Below are 18,916 nucleotides of genomic sequence, written 5' to 3'. Positions count from 1 at the left end.
CTCCTTGAACGCACGGATGCGGAAGGATAGCGCAGATCGCCCCGTGAGGAACGAGGCGGGGGCAAGCGGCGTCACACATTTACGTGAGCGCCGCCAGCCAGTTTTCACATCAGGCGGCGAGGTCCACGACGATACGGCCGTCGATCTTGCCCTCTTCCATGCGGTGGAAGATATCGTTGATGTTTTCGAGCTTGTCCCAGGAGAAGTGGGCCGCCACCTTGCCTTCGCCGGCAAAGGTCAGCGCTTCCTCCAGATCCTGCCTCGTGCCGACGATGGAGCCGCGCACCGTGATGCGCTTCAGCACCGTGTCGAACACCGGAATGGAGATGAAGCCCGGCGGCAGGCCGACAAGCGCCATGGTGCCCTTGGAGCGCAGGAAACCGTAAGCCTGCTCCATGGCCTTGGGCGACACCGCCGTCACCAGCGCGCCATGGACACCGCCGGTCGCCTTCTGCACCTGCTCCACCGCGTCAGGCGCGCGACCATTGACGACGACATCGGCTCCGAGCTTTTTCGCAAGCGCCAGCTTGTCGTCGAAAATATCGGCGGCAACGACATGCATGCCCATGGCCTTGGCATATTGCACGGCCATGTGGCCAAGCCCGCCAATGCCTGAAATGACCACCCACTCACCGGGCCTGACCTCGGTTTCCTTGAGGCCCTTATAGACGGTGACCCCGGCGCAGAGCACCGGTGCGGCCGGGCCGAAATCGAGATTATCCGGCAGGCGGCCGACGAATTTCGGATCGGCGAGGCCATATTCGGCAAAGCTGCCATTCACGGAATAGCCGGAATTCTTCTGGCTCGGGCACAGCGTTTCCCAGCCCGTGCGGCACGGAATGCAGCATCCGCAGGCGGTGTAGAGCCAGGGCGTGCCGGCGCGGTCGCCTTCCTTGATGCCGGTGACGCCAGCGCCGATCTTGGCGACATAGCCGACACCTTCGTGGCCGGGGATGAAGGGCGGATTGGGCTTGACCGGCCAGTCGCCGGTGGCGGCGTGCAGGTCGGTGTGGCAAATGCCCGTCGCCTTGTAGTTGATGAGAATTTCACCGGGGCCGGGATCCGGTATAGCCACTTCCTCGATGGTCAGCGGTTTTCCAAACGCGCGGACGACGGCTGCCTTCATTGTCTTAGCCATGACATACTCCCTAATCTCTGCTCGCCTGAAATCCTCGACGGCAGGCAGAGATTAACGGGGATGGGGCGTCATGGAATTGACCCATCGCAAATCGGAGCATTTTGCAAGGCGGGATTGTCTCACTTATGAGGCAACCTCACGGTGCTGATTTACTCCAGCGCCAACCATATGGCGAGCCATGCCCACAGGCAGACGACCAGCGCAAAGCCGATGCCGAACAATGCGCCACGCTGACGCAGGCGGTTGCTGGTGACGTGGACATAGGAATGGGCATAACGCGAGAGCACGAACAGCCATGCCAGAACGACGGTGACGATATTGTCCGCATCCGTGATGTAGAGCAGCAGGCAGGCGATGTGAAACAGCACCGGCAATTCGAACTGATTGGCGATGTTGCGGTTCACCAGATGGCTTTCGCGCGCCTCCTCGCCGCGGTCACGCAGCTTGATCGCCGATTCGCGATCCTTGAAGGTGTATTTGTTGCGCCGGACGATCAGAAGCCTGTAAAGCCAGAAGACCAGAAAGACATGGGCGATCATCGGCCAGAACATTGCGGTCGTGGGTGACATGCTTTCTTCTCCAATCATGAAAACGCTCCCCGATCCGGCATGAATCGGGGAGCGCCAAATACTCAGTATCCTTTTACGGATTCGCCTCGAAAGATCAAACCGCGCCGGGGTAGTTCGGGCTTTCGCGGGTGATCGTCACGTCATGGGCGTGGCTTTCGCGCAGGCCCGCGCTGGAGATGCGAACGAAGGTGGCGCGCTCCTGGAATTCCTTGATGTTGCCGCCGCCGACATAACCCATGGCAGCCTTGAGGCCACCTGCCAGCTGGTGCAGGACGCCGGAAACCGGGCCCTTATAGGGAACCTGACCTTCGATGCCTTCTGGAACGAGCTTCAGCGTGTCGCGCACTTCGGCCTGGAAATAACGGTCGGCGGAACCGCGCGCCATGGCGCCAACGGAGCCCATGCCGCGATAGGCCTTGAAGGAACGGCCCTGGTAGAGGAACACTTCGCCCGGGCTTTCATCCGTGCCGGCCAAGAGCGAGCCGATCATGACGGCGGAAGCGCCGGCGGCGATTGCCTTGGCCAGATCGCCCGAGAACTTGATGCCGCCATCGGCGATAACAGGAATATCAGCCGCGTTGGCGACTTCAACCGACGACATGATGGCAGCGAGCTGCGGAACGCCGACGCCGGCGACGATGCGGGTGGTGCAGATGGAGCCGGGGCCGATACCGACCTTGACGCCATCGGCGCCGGCATCGATCAGCGCCTTGGTGCCGTCGGCGGTGGCGACATTGCCGGCGATGATGCGAACCGAATTCGACATCTTCTTGACCTGCGAGACGGCATCCAGCACGCGCTGCGAATGGCCATGCGCGGTATCGACAACCAGAAGGTCGACACCGGCATCGATGAGGCGCTCGGCGCGCTCGATGGCGTCAGCACCGACGCTGATGGCGGCAGCGGCGCGAAGGCGGCCCTGCGCATCCTTGGTGGCGTTGGGGTTCAGCTGCGACTTCTCGATATCCTTGACGGTGATGAGGCCGACGCAATTGCCCTTGGCATCCACAACCAGCAGCTTTTCGATGCGGTGCTTGTGCAGCAGGCGGCGCGCTTCCTGCTGATCGACGCTGCTTTCCTTGACCGTGACCAGGTTTTCGCGGGTCATCAGTTCGTAGATCTTCTGCTGCGGATCGGAGGCGAAGCGCACGTCGCGATTGGTCAGAATGCCAACGAGACGGCCGTTCTTGTGGCCGCCGGAACCGCCGTTTTCAACGACCGGAATACCGGAAATGCCATGCGCCTTCATCAAGGCCTGCGCTTCAGCGAGCGTCGCATCCGGGCCGATGGTGACCGGGTTGACGACCATGCCGCTTTCGAACTTCTTCACCTGCCGGACTTCTTCAGCCTGTTCGATGGGGGTCAGGTTGCGGTGGATGACACCGATGCCGCCGGCCTGGGCCATGGCGATGGCGAGGCGGCCTTCGGTAACCGTATCCATGGCGGAAGACAGGATCGGCAGGTTGAGATCGATATCGCGGGCGATGCGGGTGGCGATATTCGTCTGTCCCGGCATGACTTCGGAATGTCCGGGTTGCAGCAACACATCGTCAAATGTGAGAGCGTCCAAACCAGTGGGTGTTTGAATGATGCGTGCCATGACCAAATTCCTTCATACTGAAAATGCGTGGCCGTTCCGGAACGAAAAGTTCACCCCGGCGCCCTGCAAGGATTGCTTGGAAGTTGGCGAGGGCTGGTAACACGTTCATGACAGGAAGGGAATAGAAAAAACCCGGAATTGCGTTCCGGGCTTTTTCTGTTGCTGCATTGCAGCAGACGTTAGAGCGCGTCGTGTGGATTCCTATTCCACACGACGCGCTCTAACTGCTTGTTTTTATGCATGCCGTTATCGCAAAACCGCTTAACACTTTTGTGCGACATGCATCAGATGTCGAACTGATAGGATTTCGGCACGAAACGATAGCCGGTATCCAGCTTTTCCGCGTAACCGACCGCCGGGAAAGGCATGTGATACCCAAGGAAAGGCAAACGGTCGGTGGCGATCATGTCATAGACCTTTCTGCGGGTCGCTGCCGCTGCTGCCTTGTCCATGTCGAACTTCACCTCCCAGTCCGGCCTCTGCAGCGAAAGGACAAAATGGTTGGCCGTATCCGCCGTCAGGATGAGTTGTTTGCCTTCCGATTCGACACGGAAGATCATGTGCCCCGACGAATGACCGAAGGCCGCCACGCCGGTGATCCCGGATACGACACTGGCGCCGTCGCCGATGAAAGTCGCCTTTTCCGCCAGCGGCTTGACGTTCGTGAGAACGCCCTTGTGGCCGCCTTCCGCCGGTGTGCCGACGCGCTTCTCATCCGTCCAGAAATCATATTCCGCCTGGCCGAACACGTAGCGCGCCTTGGAAAAAGCCGGAGCACCCTTTTCCATCAGCCCACCGATATGATCGCCATGCATGTGGGTCAGCACCACCACGGTCACATCTTCCGGCGTATAACCGGCGGCCGCCATGCCCTCGATCAACCGACCATTGCCCGCACCGCGCCCGGCCTCACCGAAACCGGTATCGAACAACACGAGATCGGTGCCGGTATTGACGAGGACCGGCGAGAAGGAATTGACGAATTGCTCCTTCGGCAGAAAATTGTCTTCCAGCAATTTTCCGACCGTCTCCGCCGACTGGTCGGTGCCGAAGGTCTCGCCGGGATTGGGGGCCGCGCGCGCGCCATCCTTCACCACCAGCACTTCGAAATTGCCGAGCTTGAAGCGATTGGTTTCAGGCGGCATCGCGTGTTCTATCTCCATGGAGGTTTGCGGCTGGCTGGTCTGGGCCGTTGCCGTGCGCGCCATCAACAGCGGCGCACCGAGAACGCTTGCGCCCGCCGCACCGATGATGCCGCGTCTGCTCATGCTCAAGGATTGGGTCATTATCTTTCTCCCGATATCGCCAACTGGCCGTGATCGCCAAGTGAACCATGCCAACGGACAATAGAGCGAGAAAGTTGCAAGAAAACCGGCCTCACGCAGGTTTGATCGGAACTTGAGAAATTGATAATTAACGTGTTGGCAAGCCCGCTTATCAGGCGTAGGAGGAACGGCGATATCCTTTGTCGCAGCGGAAAGCCGCAGGCAGCCTCATGAACCGCATCATTCCCCTCATCCTGGCAGTCGCTCTCTTCATGGAGCAGATGGACTCCACCGTCATCGCCACCTCGCTGCCGGCAATTGCCGCCGACCTTCATGTCGGCCCGATCACGCTCAAGCTCGCATTGACGGCCTATATGGTGGCGCTGGCGATCTTCATTCCGATCAGCGGCTGGATGGCCGATAAATATGGCGCGAAGAAAATCTTCCGTTTCGCCATCGGCGTCTTCGTGGTGGGGTCGATCTGCTGCGCGGTGTCGTCCTCGGTGTTCGAATTCGTGCTCTCGCGCTTCCTGCAGGGCATGGGCGGGGCGATGATGACGCCCGTTGGCCGCCTCGTGCTTTTGCGCACGACCAAGCGCAGCGAACTCGTCTCCGCCATGGCGCTGTTGACAATTCCGGGGCTGGTGGGACCGCTGACCGGCCCGCCAATCGGCGGCTTCATCACCACCTATTTTTCATGGCACTGGATTTTCCTGATCAATGTGCCCATCGGCGTCATCGGCATCTGGCTCTCGACGATCTTCCTGCCGGAAATCGAAACCACCAATCCGCCGCCGATGGATGGCAAAGGCTTCGTGCTTTCAGGCATCGCCGCCTCCGGCGTGGTGTTCGGCCTCTCCGTCGTCAGCCTGCCGGCGCTGCCGCCGGCCATCGGCATCGCCTCAACGATCATCGGTTTCATCTGCGGTTTTCTTTATCTGCGCCACGCCGCGCGCCACCCCGCCCCCATTCTGGATTTCCGCATTTTCCAGAACGCGACCTTCCGGGCGGCGTCCGTCGGCGGCACCGTTTTCCGCATTTCCACGGGCGCCATACCCTTCCTGATGCCGCTGATGCTGCAGATCGGTTTCGGGCTTAACCCGTTCCAGTCGGGCATGATCACCTTTGCCGGCGCAATCGGCGCGATCACCACGAAATTCATGGCCAAGCGGGTGTTTGCGGCAACGGGATTCCGCTCGACACTGATCGGGGCCGGCATCGTCGGCGCCTGCACCACGCTCGCCAACAGCTTCTTCACCCCGGAAACGCCTTATCCGCTGATCATGATCTTCCTTGTGACAGCGGGATTTGCCCGGTCCTTCTTCTTCACCGGATCGAACGCGCTCAGCTATTCCGATATCGAGGACAGTCAGGCCAGTCAGGCGACCTCGATGGCGTCGGTGCTGCAGCAGATCAGCCTGGCGCTGGGCGTGGCTTTCGCCGCCTCCATTCTAGAAGTCAGCAGCATGATGTCGGGTACGCATCTGCAGCTCGCCGATTTCCACATCGCCTTCACCATCGTGGCGCTGGTATCGCTGTTCGCCATCGTGCCGATCATCCGCATGGACGGCAATGCCGGGGCGGCCGTTTCCGGCCACCGCGGCAAGGTCTCGCAACCGGCGGAGTGATCAGTCTTCGGAAGCCTCTTCGGCTTCGGATGCGTCGGTCGGCTCGTTCTTGCGGCCCTTGAAGTGCTTCGCAAGCAGGAACATTTCCACCGATTCCGAACGTGAGGACGCCGGCTTGATGTGGAGAACCTGCTTGAAGTTCTTCTTCAGCATATCCAGCAATGCCTTTTCCGTGCCGCCCTGGAAGGTCTTGGCAAGGAAGTGACCGCCTTCCGCCAGCACCTGAACGGCGAAATCGGCTGCGACTTCGCACAGATGCATGGTGCGGATATGGTCGGTCTTCTGGTGCCCGGTGGTGGGCGCGGCCATATCCGACAGCACCAGATCGGGCGTGCCGCCAACGGCCTCCATCAGCTTTTCCGGCGCGCTCGGATCGAGGAAGTCGAGCTGCAGGATTTTCACACCGGGAATGGGATCGATCTCGAGGAAATCGATGGCCGCGACGCGGATATCGTCCTCGGTCGAATCCGTCACCTTGGAAGCGATCTGCGACCAGCTGCCGGGGGCGGCGCCAAGGTCGATGATGCGGCGCGCGCCTTTAAGGATCTGATGCTTGTCGTTGATTTCCAAAAGCTTGAAGGCGGCGCGGGCGCGATAGCCTTCAAGCCTGGCGCGCTGCACATAGGGGTCGTTGATATGACGTTCCAGCCAACGGCGCGACGAGGCCTTGAGCTTGGTCTTCTTGACCTTCTGGCCGATCTTGCGGCCGGTGCGGTTGTTGCTTGTCGGCGCCTTGCTCATGTCAAACCTTCCGTCCTGTCCTGCCGTGTCATCTGCATGCGCCGAATGCGGTTGCGCCGCCATGCGCCGTCATCCGCCATCATATCCGTCAGCAGGCCTTCGCGCAGGCCGCGATCCGCCACGCGCATGCGGCGTGCCGGCCAGCGGCGGCGAATGGCCTCGAGAATGGCGCAGCCGGCCAGAACCAGATCGGCCCTGTCAGGCCCGATGCAGGCATTGGCGGCGCGGCCCGCGAAATCCCATGCGAGCAGCTTGTCCTGCATCGCCGTCACCTCGGCGTCCGACAACCACAGGCCATCCACCTTGCGGCGATCGTATCGTGGCAGATCGAGATGGACGCCGGCAAGCGTGGTCACCGTGCCGGAGGTCCCGATCAGGTGAAAATCCTCGTGATGGGTTTGCGGCGCGAGAGGCGGGCAATGGAAGGCATCGAGCAGCCCTTCGACTTCCCGCACCATGGCAGCGAAGACATCCGGCGTCACATCGCGGCCGCCATGGCGTTCCGAGAGCGTGACGACGCCGACCGGCAACGAGGTCCAGTGGGTGATGTGGTTGGCGAGCCGGTTCGAGCGGTTTTCGCCGACCTTGATGACGGCGATTTCCGACGATCCGCCACCGATATCGAACAGCACGACCGAACGCGCCTCGCGCCCGACGAGAGAGGCGCAGCCAGACACCGCAAGGCGGGCTTCCGTCTCGCGGCTGATGATTTCGAGCTTCAGTCCCGTTTCCCGCGTCACCCGCGCCAGAAATTCCTCGCCATTCGACGCAGCGCGGCAGGCCTCGGTGGCGATGAGCCGCATGCGCCTGATCGGGCGACCGGAGAGTTTCGCGGAGCAGACTTTCAGCGCCTCGACAGCTCGATCCATGGCGTCGTCGGAAAGCCGGCCGCTCGACACCAGCCCTTCGCCCAGCCGGACGATGCGCGAAAAGGCATCGACGACCCGGAACTGGCCGGGCCGCGTCGGCTGCGCGATCAGAAGCCGGCAATTATTGGTGCCGAGATCGAGCGCGGCATACATATCCGCCGGCGGCTCCTGGCCATGCTCATGCTGGCGGCCGGCATGGCGGGCGGATAGTTCAGATTGCCGGTGCGGTTCCTGCCCGGCCCCATTGGCGCGACCATTCTGCTTGCCGACATGTTTCGGCGCATGGGTGGGAACCAGCGGACGGCCCTGTGGATCGCGGCTGCGCGGATCGCGGTGACCACGCTTGCGGTGGCGCGACTTTCGCCCTGCGCCCGGCGGCGCGGAGGATGGATTGGCAGCATCTGTTGCGGCTGGAGCCTGCGTCTGCGCGCTGGGAACTGGGGCAGCCTGCTGAGACGCACCCTTGCCGCGAGAGCGCCTGCGGCGCTTTCTCTTGCGCGGCTCGGCATCCGGCTCAAGAGCCGATACATAGGAGGAACCGGCCGGAACATCCGCGGCAACATCATGCGACAGCACAGCAGCGTCACGGGGCTGACCGTCACGCTTGTGTTTCTTGCCACGACGGGATCGCTTCGCTTTCCCTTTGTTCGCCACCGACGCCCCTTGTTCCGACGGCTTTGGGCCGTTTCCGGGGTCGATCACTGTCTTGTCCATTTCGCCGCGCACAAGCGTAGACGCTATGCTGCTGGCTTTCATAAGGTTTCGTTGGGCGGACAATACCAGCGCAAGCGATTTTAGCCAAATGGTTTTTGCCGGGCGGCGTGTGGCAAAGGCTCACACATCACCAAGGTTGCGTGACCCCCGCGCCGAATGCACGCTTTATCGATAGGAGTTTCATGTTGCTCCTCCACTGGTTTTTCTTGAGCCCGTCACGCTCTCCCCAAGCGTGACGAAACGAATTGCGGGCGCTCGCCTACAACACGGAGATCATGCCGCCATCGGCATAGACGATCTGGCCATTGACGTAGTCGGATGCGGCGGACGCAAAATAGATGACGGTTCCCGCCAGTTCTTCGGGCCGGCCCCAGCGCCGCGCCGGCGTGCGCGCCTTGACCCAGGCGTCGAATTCCGGGTTGGCGAGCAGGGCCTCGTTCATATCGGTGATCATGTAGCCAGGGCCGATCGCATTGGCCTGAATGCCCTTTTCGGCCCACTCGGCCGCCATGGCCTTGGTCAGCATCTTGATGCCGCCTTTCGCCACGGTGTAAGGCGCAACCGTTGCCCGGGCGAGTTCGGAGGTCAGCGATCCGATATTGATGATCTTGCCGGAGCCGCGCTCCGCCATTCGCTTGGCCGCCTCCCGGCCGACGAGGAAGGCCGACGTCAGATTGGTGTCTATCACCCTTCGCCAGTCGGCGCTCTCCAGCTCCAGCATAGGCTTGCGGAACTGGATGCCGGCATTGTTGACGAGGATATCCACCCGGATACCGTCCCGGTCGAACCGCTCGAAGGCTGCAATGACAGCGGCTTCGTCGGTCACGTCGAACGCCGCGGTCAGCACCTCACGACCTGTCGAGCGCATCGCCGCAGCCGCCTCTTCCAGTCGCTTGTCGTCGACGCCATTGAGGATCACCCGGGCGCCGGCATTCGCCAGCCCCTCGGCGAAGGCCCGCCCCAAACCGCGAGACGAACCGGTGATCAGCGCCGTCTTGCCGCTGAGATCGAATAGTGAAACGCTCATGACGATTCCCCTCAGAGTTCAGAGACGCGGACGGAGAGATCCGAGCGTTCGAAGAAGGACGGTTGCAGTTCAGTGCCGAGACCGGGGCCTTCCATCGGATAAACGAAGCCGCCCTCGATACGCGGAACCTCCGTCACCAGTTCGCGATACCAGCCCTTGTAAAAAGCGCGCACGCTTTCCTGGATAAGCGTGTTGGGCTGCGAAAAGCTCATGTGGATGGCGGCGGCGAACCCGACCGGGCCGATGCAGTCATGCGGGGCAAAGGGCCGGTGATAGGTTTCCGCCATGGCCGCGATCTTGCGGCCCTCGGTCAGACCTCCCGTCCAGCACAGGTCGGCCATGACGACATGGGCGGCGTCGCGGTCGAGATAGTCCTTATAGGCAAAACGGGTGCCGAGCGTTTCGGAGGCGCAGGTCCACACATCGGTGGAATGCGCGTATTCGGCAAGCGCCTGCGGCGAATTCATCCGTATCGGATCTTCGTACCATGTGGGCTTGAACGGTTCGAGAGCGCGCGCGATCTGCTTGGCAACCGGCAGGTTCCACAGCGAGTGGAACTCGACCATGATATCCATCTTGTCGCCGACGGCCTTGCGAATCAGCTCGAACGGCTTGATCGCCGTCTTCATCTGTTCCGCCGTGATGAACAGGCCGCGGTTTTCCATCGCCGGAGGATCGAACGGCCAGATCTTCATGGCCGTGATCCCGTTCGACAAAAGGTCTTCCGCCAGTTCGCCCGCCCGGTTCATGAAACCGTCGAGGTCTTCGTAAGGACCGGCTTCCTCACCCAAATTCCAGGTATCGACCGGCTTGATCTTCTTCGTCCGCACATAGCGGCTTCCGGCGCAAGTATTGTAGACACGCATCTTCTCCACGCAGAGCCCGCCCAGCATCTGGTGAACAGGCTGCCCGCACACCTTGCCGAAAATATCCCACAGCGCGATGTCGACTGCGGAAGCCGCCCGATGTTCCGCCCCCGTTGAGGCATGGGCCATCGGCAGGTTGAGCATTTCCCGGTGAAGGGCTTCTATATGAAGCGGGTTACGGCCCACCAGCCGGCTTGCCAGCGTATCGTGGATGTGGGCCTCAACGGCCGCCGCCCCATAAAAGGTTTCGCCGAGGCCGGTAACGCCCTGATCGGTCTCCACATGCACCCAGAGAACATTGGAGAACTCTTCTGCTCGAAAAGTCTTGATCGCAGTTATTTTCATCATTGCTTCCATTTCTGTCTGCCCGTCGTTTCGTTTCCAAATTGCATGGACAGGACCATCTACTTATCTCTCACAAGAAAACATGCTCCAGTCCCAAAGGCGGTTCTCATCAGCTCTCCGATGCACTGGTTCCAACGGAGAGAATCGTCACTGTCAGAAAAGCCGCCTCATCGCTGCGCTTACCATTCGGCGAGACTGCCATCCTGATGACGCCAGAGCGGATTGCGCCAGCGATGGCCTTGCCTCGCCATTTCGATCACATGCGCCTCATCAACCTCGATACCCAGGCCGGGACCCTGCGGTATTTCGACAAACCCGTCCTCGTAACGGAAGACATCCTTGTTGGTGATGTAGTCCAGAAGGTCGCTGCCCCGATTGTAGTGAATGCCAAGGCTCTGCTCCTGGATAAATGCGTTGTAGCTGACAGCATCGATTTGCAGGCAGGCAGCAAGAGCAATCGGCCCAAGCGGGCAATGCGGCGCAAGGGCGACGTCATAGGCCTCCGCCATCGTCGCAATCTTGCGGCATTCGGTAATTCCGCCCGCATGCGAAAGATCCGGCTGGATAATATCGACATAGCCGCCGGAGAGGACGGATTTGAAATCCCAACGTGAATAAAGCCGCTCGCCGAGCGCGATCGGAGCCGAGCAATGATTGGCGATTTCCTTCAGCGCCTCGAGATTTTCCGAAAGTACCGGCTCTTCGATGAACATCAGCTTGAACTGCTCGAGTTCCCTCGCCAGCACCTTGGCCATCGGCCTGTGAACCCGGCCGTGGAAATCGGCGCCTATTCCGATATGCGGCCCCACCGCATCGCGCACGGCGCCTATCGTCGCGACGATGGCGTCGATCTTGTCGTTGCCGTCGACGATCTGCAGCTCTTCGGCGCCATTCAGCTTGATCGCCTTGAAGCCCGCGGCAACGACGGCCCGCGCATTGTTCGCCACGTCGCTCGGACGGTCGCCGCCGATCCATGAATAGACCTTGATCCGGTCGCGGCACTGGCCTCCGAGTAGCGCATGGATCGGCTGGCCGAGCGCTTTGCCCTTGATATCCCAGAGCGCCTGGTCGATCCCGGCAATCGCGCTCATATGGACCGCACCGCCACGATAAAACCCGCCGCGATACATGACCGTCCAGTGATCCTCGATCAGGAACGGATCCTTGCCGATGAGGTAATCCTCCAGCTCATGCACGGCAGCCTGAACCGTCAGAGCCCTGCCTTCGACCACGGGCTCGCCCCAGCCGGTGATGCCCTCATCCGTCTCGATCTTGAGGAACAGCCAGCGTGGCGGAACGATATAGGTGGTGAGTTTTGTGATCTTCATGATAGTTGCCTTCATCTCCGCCATCGAAGCGGATCGCCGCACCCACGGTGTCTCTCAGAACGATAATTGCACCTTCATCGCCCGCGACCTGTCAGTGGCGAGCATGAACGCGTCATTCGCCTCCTGAAACGGCAATGTATGGGTTACGAGCGGTGTCAGATCGATGCGCCCGGAGTTCATCAAATCGACGGCCTGCTGGAACTCACTGTCGAAACGGAAGGTGCCGCGCAGCTGCAATTCCTTGGTGACGATGGCGTTGATCGGCAATGTAACATCGCCGCCAAGCCCGAGCTGGACGATGATGCCGCCGGCGCGGATGGCTGCGAGTGCGCCGTTGAGCGCAGCCTGATTGCCCGAGGCCTCGAACAAGATGTCGACCGTACCCTTGCCCGTGGCGTAGGGCGCAAGCGCTTCCGGCGTCGTCGCCATGTTGAGAGCCGCTGTCGCGCCGAGTTTACGCGCGACCTGCAGCGGGAATTCGCCCACATCGGTCGCGATGATCTCCGCAGCGCCCGCATTCCGCGCCACCAGCACGCACAACGCCCCTATCGGACCGCAGCCCGTAACCAGCACACGCTTGCCCAGAAGCGGCCCCGCCTGTTTCATGGCGTGCAGAACAACGGCGAGCGGCTCAGCCATGGCCGCTTCCGCCATGGTAACCGTCTCGGCAATCGGAATTGCCTGGGCGGCGCTGACGGTGATGCTCTGGCGAAAACCGCCCTGCGCATGCGGCAGGCGCATGGCGCTGCCCATGAACTGCATGTTCATGCATTGGTTATGGGCGCCCTCCCGGCAATATTCACATTCGTAGCAGGGAGAACTCGGATTGACCGACACCCGCATGCCCGGCACCAGATGTGAAACACCGGCGCCGCATTCCTCGATAATGCCGGCCATCTCGTGGCCGAGCGCCATCGGCTCACGCACGCGGATGCTGCCGGAACCGCCATGCAGGTAATAATGGAGATCGGAACCGCAAATACCTCCGGCCTTGACGGCAATCCGAACCTGACCGGCAGCCGGGGCGACGCTGGCCACGGGTTCGATCCGCAGATCCTTCTGAGCGTGAATGATAACGCCTAACATCGAATTTTCCTTCCTGATTTCGCTGTGACGGTGCCTGAGCAGCCTTCAAGCGAGACAATTTTTGGTTTGATGGTGCCTCACGCTGGCGAAAAGCTTTCTCGCCGCGCCGGTGCTTCCTTTGAAAATTCTGGAAATCTGAAATATTGAGAAATTTCCTGTCATTGCGTTTTGCAACTGACGAGACGGAACGGTAACGTCAGGCAGAATCTCGAGGAATGAAGCATGACCGGTGAAGACAAGAACGGGACGAAAGATGAGGACGGCAATCCGCAGGAGAAAAAGAGACGCAACAGCGTCAATCTGACGGAGCTTGCCTATGAGCGCATCGAGCACCTGATCATTACCTGTGAACTCAAGCCGGGCCGCTTTCTTTCCATTCAGGACTTGCAGAGAGAGACCGGATTGAGCCGCACGCCCGTGCATCAGGCAGTCAGCCGGCTGGCCGCCGATACGCTCGTGATCATTCAGCCCCGTCATGGCCTGCAGATCGCGCCCATCGACCTCGCCCGCGAGCGAATGCTTCTGCGTTTGCGGCGCGACCTCGAGCGTTTCGTCGTGTCGCTGGCCGCCGAGCACTCCACGTCCACGCACCGTTCGCAGATGCTGCACATCACCCGCATTCTGAAAGACCAGCGCGACACGATGGCGATCGGCGATTTCAATATTTTCGACCGCCGCATCGACAAGCTGATCCTGCTGGCGGCGGGAGAGCCGTTCCTCGAGCATACGCTGCGGCCGCTCCACACCCTGTTCCGGCGCATCGGCCTGATCCATCACCGCAATATCGGCGGCGCGGAAAGCCTGGCCGGAAGTATCCAGAGCCATATCGGCATACTCGAGGCAATCGCCAAGCGGAATGTCGCGCTGGCCGTCGAGGCGTCCGACCAGCTGATCGACTATGTCGACCGGATGTTCGATGCCCTTGAGAGGGACATCGATCCATCCATCCTCGATTCCAGCCTGGAATCGCTGATCTCGCTGTGAAGTATCGCCTCTTGCGTTCTTCATGATCCGGCTCCGGTGCTGAAGATTATGCGCGTAGCCGCAGGCCGGTTTCGGCGGAAAACAGAACGGCGTCATCGAGGTTGAACGCCAGCGAAACCGGATCACCGACTTTAAGCCCGGTGTACCCCTGTTCGGTGACCATGACGGCGTCCAGTTCGCCTTCCTCGCGATGCGCCGTGCGGGCATTGCTGAGCGTGACCGCAATGACGGATTCGGCGCCGATATGCTCCACCAGCGTCACCGTTCCTTCGACGCTGCCGGGTTGACGTTCAGGCGTCAGCCTGATCGCATTCGGGCGGATGCCGAACAGAACCTTGCCGCCCTCCCTGACCGCTGCCGACAGGCCCTGCGGCAATGCCAGCGCAATGCCACCGACGCTGACGACACCGCTTGCCGCATCGGCTTCGATGAGGTTCATCGGCGGCGTGCCGATAAAGCGCGCGACATAGGTATTGGCCGGATCGCTATAGATTTCGCGGGACGAACCGAATTGCTGAACGACACCGTCGCGCATCAGCGCGATCTTGGTTCCCATCGTCATGGCCTCGACCTGATCGTGGGTCACATAAACGAATGTACCGCCGATATCGGCATGCAGCTTGGAAATTTCCGCCCGCATCGACGTCCTGAGCTTGGCATCCAGATTGGAGAGCGGCTCATCCATCAGGAAGACTTCGGGCTGCCGCACCATCGCCCGGCCTAACGCGACACGCTGCCGTTGCCCGCCCGACAGGGTGCGCGGAAACCGGTCCAGCATCTCGGTCAGGCCCAGTATCTTCGCATTGCGCTGCACCATTTCCTTGACCTGCGGCGAATTCTCGATCCGCCGCCTGACAAGGCCTCCGATGATTGGCAGGTGATGCCACCAGCGGAACTGTTTCATCACCAGCGGAAACGTCATGTTCCTGCGCACGGTCAGATGCGGATAGAGCGCATAGGACTGGAAAACGAAGGCCATGTCGCGGTCGCTTGGCGGCAGATTGTCGACGCGGCGGCTGCCGATCAGTATTTCTCCGCCGGAAATGCTTTCAAGACCGGCCAGCATGCGCAGAAGCGTCGATTTTCCACAGCCCGAAGGGCCGAGCAGCACCAGAAACTCGCCGTCCGAAACGGCAATATCGATATTGCGGATAACGTCCTTTGCGCCGAAACTCTTGCTGACGCTTTTCAGGGTAATGGATGCCATTTCAAAGATCCTTTATCAGCCCTTGACGCTGCCGGCCGTCATACCGGCCACGACATAACGCTGGACAAGAAGGTAAAACAGGACAGCAGGCAGCGTGTAGATGAAGCCGACGGCCATGACGGAATGCACGGGCGTCGACAATTCGCCGACGAAACCGGCGAGCCCCACCGAGGCGGTGCGCAGACTTTCGCTGCTGATGAGCGTCTGGGCGAAAACATACTCGTTCCAGCCGTTGAAGAATGCGATGACCGAGGCGGCGGCGAGCGTCGGCCCAATCAGCGGCACCACGATCAGAAGCACCACGTCGAGCTTGGAGCACCCCTCCATGCGGGCGGCCTCTTCAACCTCGATCGGCACTGCATCGATGGCCCCTTTGAGAATCCAGGCGATGACCGGCACCGTAAAGGCGGTGTTGGCGAGGATCAGGCCGGTCAAAGTATTGAGCAGCCCGAGATCGCCGAAGATGGCGTAGAGCGGCACGACCAGCATGGCTTCGGGCAGCATCTGGGTGGCAAACAGCACGAAGCCGAGAAGAGCAAGACCGGCGAACCGGAAACGGGAGAGCGCATAGGCGGGCAGGATCGCCAGCACAATGCTCAGCACCGTCGTGCCGGAAGCGACGATCACGCTGTTTTTCAGCCATGTCGCAACCGGTATGGTCTTGAACACGTCCTGATAGACATTCAGTTCCGAAAACGACGGCAGGAACTGCGGGGTTGCCGCAAAAAGCTCCGAAGACGTGGTGAGCGATGTCACCAACATCCAATAGATCGGGAAGACAGCAACACCGAGAAGGGCAAGGACGCTGATCATGCGCAGGCTGTGCTGCCAGGGAGAGGTTTTCATGCGCGTCTCCCCTGCGCACGTTCGGCACGCTGCGATATCTTGAAGTAGATCATTGTCACGACAAGCGCGATGGCGAGGCCCACCATGCCGATGGAGGCAGCGCTGCCGAGCTCGCGATAGACGAAGCCCTGGCGGTAGAGCTCGATCACCAGCGTATTGGTCGCGCCGATCGGACCTCCCTGCGTCATCAGCCAGATCAGATCGAAACGGCGCAGCGACCAGATGGTGACGAAGAGGGCGAGCAACAGCACGGTCGGCTGAATGGTCGGCCATACAGCCGTCTTGAAGACGTTGAACCGGTCGGCTCCATCGATGATCGCAGCTTCGCGCACTTCCGATGGAACGCCCTGCAAGGCTGCCAGAATGACGACCGAAGAAAACGGAAAGATCTGCCAGATGGTCGTGATCATGATGGCAGGCAGGGCAAGCGACGGATTGTCCAGCCAGTTTTCACTGGAAAACGGCAGGCCCAGCACCCGCAGCGCATAATTGAACACGCCATATTGGGAGTTGAGCATCCAGGTGAAGATCAGTGCAACGGCAACGGGCGGCGCCGCCCAGGGCACCGTTACCAGCGCGCGGGCAATCCCGCGTCCGGTAAAGGGGTTGTTGAGAAGCAGCGCCGTACCGAGACCGAAACCGATCGCCAGCACGACGCAGAGGATCGTATAGATCAGCGTGACCCAGAGAACCTGCGCGAAATCGCTGGTTTCGAAGATGTAGAGATAGTTTTCGAAACCGACAAAGAGCTGGTCGTCGGGAGACAGCAGCGAAGTCGATGTGAAGCTGAGCTTCAACTCCTGCAGCAAGGGGTAGATTTGAAACAGCAGAAGATAAAGGGCGACAGGCGCGGCGAACCAATAAGGTGTCCACCGGCTGCCCTCGATCCCGCTGCGTGAGTCGGATGATCGCATCGACATTACTCGCTTTGTGAAAATTGCAGGTAAAGTCTGCGCCGCATCAGCGGCGCAGCACCCGTCGCTCGATCAGCCGCTGCGCGGCATCCATGGCGTCCTTGGGGTTTTCCCCGCCCTGAAGAACCTTCAGCACGCTCTCGAGCACGATCTGCTGGATTTCCGGCGTCTTCGTCTCAAGGCCCATGACCAGTTGCGGAACGGCCGTTTCGACCTGCTTGTCATAAACGGTAAGCCAGGGCTGCGCCGCCAGGTCCTCGGCGGAATATTGCGTCACCGTGCCGACGATGGTTCCCATGGCCTTTTGCAGGCCCTGCTGATTTTCCGGCTCCAGCGCCCATTTCAGGAAGGTGACGGCCGCATCCTTGTGCTTGGTATTGGCGTTGATCGACAGCATGGTCATGATCAGGCCCTGAGCCGGTGTCGGGAAAGGAGAAGGTGCGGCGGCAAAGGGAAGGTTCGGGGAATTCTGGTGGAAGATCGCCGCAACGCCGCCATTGTCGACATTCATGGCAATCTTGCCTTCCCAGAACATGCGCCGGTAGGTGGCGGCATCGGCGCCTTTCGGAATGACATCGAGATCGTAGACCGCCTTATAGGCCTCGATACCCTTGATGACTTCAGGGCTGTTTACCGTCAGATTGCCGGAAGCGTCGCTCCAGCGGCCACCAAATCCGTAGACGAAATTGCAGACGTCTGCCAGAAACCGGCCCGTTCTGCCATCGTGGCGCGATAGGCGTAACCATATTTGCCGTCACCCGTTGTTTCCTTGGCAACCTTGAGGAAATCCTCGAATGTCGTGGGCGGTGCGCCCTTGACGATATCCTTGTTGTAAAGAAGCCCGTAACCGGTGGAATCGAAGATCACGCCATAACGCTTACCGTTCACCGCGAGATATTTGTCGGGGCCGATGAATTTATACTGCGACGGATCGATAAGGCCTTCGAGGGAAAGAACGCGCCCCGACGGGACGGCTGCGAAATAGTCGATCTGGTCGAAACGGACCAGATCCGGGCCGCCGCCCCCACCCATCTGCGTGAAGACGGTGTTGGCGAAGCTGGAGAACGGGATCGCGATCGGCTCGACCTCGATCTTGTCCTGACTTTCATTGAATTTCTGAACCCACGCCTTGGCGCGGTCACCGCGACCTGCCTCGGAGAACATCGCCGCAGCAAATGTGATCTTCTCTTTCGCCTGCTGCGCAAAGGCCGTGCCCGATAGCGCCGATACCAGCAGCACGGACGCCAGGGCGCCGCGAACAATTCCACGTCTTGAATGCAGATAAGCCATTTGGATCCTCCATCCTTATACATATCCGACGGACGTTTCCTCCACCGCCGGACATGCCTCCTCATCCGCGAACTAGAATGTTGTGATATTTCACTAAAGTCAACGCTGTTATTTTGCGTTGTTGCCGGCCGGCAATTCTGAAGTGACGATGGCGACTGAATGGCCTGGTGAAAGCCACGACACGGCGGCTCGTCGAAGCTGCGCCTAAAAAATATGCTTGGAAGCCCATCGGCAAGAACACAAATCGGGCACTCTTCTTCGCATTTTGGCGAAATCGCGCGTCAAAGCCCGAAATCCAATCTGGCACGCGGTTTGCTTCGTTTGTTCCGAGTTGGCCGCTAGGGTTCCGGTGCAGGTTTGCATGACTGGTCCGAGAGCAGCCACTGTGCGAGGAGAAATCTCGCACGGATGCACGGCGGGACAAAAGCCCGGGAGACCTCGTTAGCCAAGGGATTGGCGGCGTTGGTCTATGCCGATCCCTTTTTGAGAACAAGCAAAA

At 60.4% G+C, this 18,916-nt stretch carries 17 protein-coding genes and 1 riboswitch; of the genes, 2 read left to right on the top strand and 15 right to left on the bottom strand.

Annotation, left to right across the window (positions count from 1 at the left end; genetic code table 11):
* Window positions 1-109: 109 nt before the first annotated feature.
* The 4 genes from adhP to L901_RS23770 all read right to left on the bottom strand — a co-directional run bounded on the left by adhP (window position 110) and on the right by L901_RS23770 (window position 4,593).
* A complete protein-coding gene (adhP, locus tag L901_RS23785) occupies window positions 110-1,138 on the bottom strand; it encodes an alcohol dehydrogenase AdhP (RefSeq protein ID WP_004440101.1) in 1,029 nt (342 codons plus the stop codon).
* 149 nt (window positions 1,139-1,287) lie between these two features.
* Window positions 1,288-1,689: an MAPEG family protein gene (locus L901_RS23780; protein WP_059760669.1), complete on the bottom strand. Its 402-nt coding sequence runs from the start codon at window positions 1,687-1,689 to the stop codon at window positions 1,288-1,290.
* Between the two features lie 112 nt (window positions 1,690-1,801).
* A complete protein-coding gene (gene guaB / locus L901_RS23775) occupies window positions 1,802-3,307 on the bottom strand; it encodes an IMP dehydrogenase (protein ID WP_059760667.1) in 1,506 nt (501 codons plus the stop codon).
* Window positions 3,308-3,591: 284 nt separating this feature from the next.
* Complete coding sequence (locus L901_RS23770; protein WP_059760665.1) at window positions 3,592-4,593, bottom strand: MBL fold metallo-hydrolase; 1,002 nt, start codon at window positions 4,591-4,593, stop codon at window positions 3,592-3,594.
* A gap of 209 nt (window positions 4,594-4,802) precedes the next feature.
* Between L901_RS23770 and L901_RS23765 the strand changes: the two genes are divergently transcribed.
* Entirely contained in the window at window positions 4,803-6,200 is a 1,398-nt protein-coding gene (locus tag L901_RS23765) for an MDR family MFS transporter (RefSeq protein ID WP_035236057.1), read from the top strand.
* On the opposite strand, the gene L901_RS23760 is transcribed toward L901_RS23765, so the two are convergent.
* From L901_RS23760 to L901_RS23735, 6 genes are all read right to left on the bottom strand, one after another.
* Entirely contained in the window at window positions 6,201-6,941 is a 741-nt protein-coding gene (locus L901_RS23760) for an RlmE family RNA methyltransferase (RefSeq protein ID WP_059760663.1), read from the bottom strand.
* Complete coding sequence (locus L901_RS23755; protein ID WP_059760658.1) at window positions 6,938-8,566, bottom strand: Ppx/GppA phosphatase family protein; 1,629 nt, start codon at window positions 8,564-8,566, stop codon at window positions 6,938-6,940. Before L901_RS23755 ends, L901_RS23760 begins: the two co-directional genes overlap by 4 nt.
* A 217-nt stretch (window positions 8,567-8,783) precedes the next feature.
* The gene (locus L901_RS23750; RefSeq protein ID WP_059760655.1) at window positions 8,784-9,551 is read right to left on the bottom strand and encodes an SDR family oxidoreductase; all 768 of its coding nucleotides are present in this window, start codon (window positions 9,549-9,551) and stop codon (window positions 8,784-8,786) included.
* A gap of 11 nt (window positions 9,552-9,562) precedes the next feature.
* Window positions 9,563-10,762, bottom strand: coding sequence for a mandelate racemase/muconate lactonizing enzyme family protein (locus tag L901_RS23745; RefSeq protein WP_035236078.1), 1,200 nt, complete (start codon window positions 10,760-10,762; stop codon window positions 9,563-9,565).
* A 179-nt stretch (window positions 10,763-10,941) separates the two neighbouring features.
* The gene (gene dgoD / locus L901_RS23740; RefSeq protein WP_059760859.1) at window positions 10,942-12,090 is read right to left on the bottom strand and encodes a galactonate dehydratase; all 1,149 of its coding nucleotides are present in this window, start codon (window positions 12,088-12,090) and stop codon (window positions 10,942-10,944) included.
* A 54-nt stretch (window positions 12,091-12,144) separates the two neighbouring features.
* The gene (locus tag L901_RS23735; RefSeq protein WP_059760653.1) at window positions 12,145-13,176 is read right to left on the bottom strand and encodes an L-idonate 5-dehydrogenase; all 1,032 of its coding nucleotides are present in this window, start codon (window positions 13,174-13,176) and stop codon (window positions 12,145-12,147) included.
* A gap of 222 nt (window positions 13,177-13,398) precedes the next feature.
* Between L901_RS23735 and L901_RS23730 the strand changes: the two genes are divergently transcribed.
* The gene (locus L901_RS23730) at window positions 13,399-14,160 is read left to right on the top strand and encodes a GntR family transcriptional regulator (RefSeq protein WP_035263179.1); all 762 of its coding nucleotides are present in this window, start codon (window positions 13,399-13,401) and stop codon (window positions 14,158-14,160) included.
* A gap of 46 nt (window positions 14,161-14,206) precedes the next feature.
* Here the strand turns inward: L901_RS23730 and L901_RS23725 are convergent, their stop codons facing one another.
* The 5 genes from L901_RS23725 to L901_RS27865 are packed head-to-tail and all read right to left on the bottom strand — an operon-like array spanning window position 14,207 to window position 18,417.
* The gene (locus L901_RS23725) at window positions 14,207-15,367 is read right to left on the bottom strand and encodes an ABC transporter ATP-binding protein (protein WP_059760651.1); all 1,161 of its coding nucleotides are present in this window, start codon (window positions 15,365-15,367) and stop codon (window positions 14,207-14,209) included.
* A 15-nt stretch (window positions 15,368-15,382) separates the two neighbouring features.
* The gene (locus L901_RS23720) at window positions 15,383-16,213 is read right to left on the bottom strand and encodes a carbohydrate ABC transporter permease (RefSeq protein ID WP_004432685.1); all 831 of its coding nucleotides are present in this window, start codon (window positions 16,211-16,213) and stop codon (window positions 15,383-15,385) included.
* On the bottom strand, window positions 16,210-17,127 hold the full coding sequence (locus tag L901_RS23715) for a carbohydrate ABC transporter permease (RefSeq protein ID WP_059760857.1): 918 nt from the start codon (window positions 17,125-17,127) through the stop codon (window positions 16,210-16,212). The genes L901_RS23720 and L901_RS23715 overlap by 4 nt, the downstream gene beginning before the upstream one ends.
* A 46-nt stretch (window positions 17,128-17,173) precedes the next feature.
* A complete protein-coding gene (locus L901_RS27870; RefSeq protein ID WP_256381362.1) occupies window positions 17,174-17,767 on the bottom strand; it encodes an extracellular solute-binding protein in 594 nt (197 codons plus the stop codon).
* On the bottom strand, window positions 17,764-18,417 hold the full coding sequence (locus L901_RS27865; protein WP_256381361.1) for an ABC transporter substrate-binding protein: 654 nt from the start codon (window positions 18,415-18,417) through the stop codon (window positions 17,764-17,766). The genes L901_RS27870 and L901_RS27865 overlap by 4 nt, the downstream gene beginning before the upstream one ends.
* Window positions 18,418-18,744: 327 nt before the next feature.
* Window positions 18,745-18,854: riboswitch (guanidine-I (ykkC/yxkD leader) on the top strand.
* Window positions 18,855-18,916: the final 62 nt, after the last annotated feature.

The organism is Agrobacterium sp. D14, assembly GCF_001526505.1.
Classification (GTDB): Bacteria; Pseudomonadota; Alphaproteobacteria; order Rhizobiales; family Rhizobiaceae; genus Agrobacterium; species Agrobacterium leguminum.
The sequence above is the reverse complement of the archived record's forward strand: the minus strand, read 5'-3'. Positions and strand labels throughout refer to the sequence as shown.

Coding starts and splice junctions, on each gene's coding strand:
- adhP (WP_004440101.1), bottom strand. CDS start 1,138: ATGGCTAAGACAATGAAGGCAGCCGTCGTCCGCGCGTTTGGAAAACCG.
- L901_RS23780 (WP_059760669.1), bottom strand. CDS start 1,689: ATGTTCTGGCCGATGATCGCCCATGTCTTTCTGGTCTTCTGGCTTTAC.
- guaB (WP_059760667.1), bottom strand. CDS start 3,307: ATGGCACGCATCATTCAAACACCCACTGGTTTGGACGCTCTCACATTT.
- L901_RS23770 (WP_059760665.1), bottom strand. CDS start 4,593: ATGACCCAATCCTTGAGCATGAGCAGACGCGGCATCATCGGTGCGGCG.
- L901_RS23765 (WP_035236057.1), top strand. CDS start 4,803: ATGAACCGCATCATTCCCCTCATCCTGGCAGTCGCTCTCTTCATGGAG.
- L901_RS23760 (WP_059760663.1), bottom strand. CDS start 6,941: ATGAGCAAGGCGCCGACAAGCAACAACCGCACCGGCCGCAAGATCGGC.
- L901_RS23755 (WP_059760658.1), bottom strand. CDS start 8,566: ATGAAAGCCAGCAGCATAGCGTCTACGCTTGTGCGCGGCGAAATGGAC.
- L901_RS23750 (WP_059760655.1), bottom strand. CDS start 9,551: ATGAGCGTTTCACTATTCGATCTCAGCGGCAAGACGGCGCTGATCACC.
- L901_RS23745 (WP_035236078.1), bottom strand. CDS start 10,762: ATGAAAATAACTGCGATCAAGACTTTTCGAGCAGAAGAGTTCTCCAAT.
- dgoD (WP_059760859.1), bottom strand. CDS start 12,090: ATGAAGATCACAAAACTCACCACCTATATCGTTCCGCCACGCTGGCTG.
- L901_RS23735 (WP_059760653.1), bottom strand. CDS start 13,176: ATGTTAGGCGTTATCATTCACGCTCAGAAGGATCTGCGGATCGAACCC.
- L901_RS23730 (WP_035263179.1), top strand. CDS start 13,399: ATGACCGGTGAAGACAAGAACGGGACGAAAGATGAGGACGGCAATCCG.
- L901_RS23725 (WP_059760651.1), bottom strand. CDS start 15,367: ATGGCATCCATTACCCTGAAAAGCGTCAGCAAGAGTTTCGGCGCAAAG.
- L901_RS23720 (WP_004432685.1), bottom strand. CDS start 16,213: ATGAAAACCTCTCCCTGGCAGCACAGCCTGCGCATGATCAGCGTCCTT.
- L901_RS23715 (WP_059760857.1), bottom strand. CDS start 17,127: ATGCGATCATCCGACTCACGCAGCGGGATCGAGGGCAGCCGGTGGACA.
- L901_RS27865 (WP_256381361.1), bottom strand. CDS start 18,417: ATGGCTTATCTGCATTCAAGACGTGGAATTGTTCGCGGCGCCCTGGCG.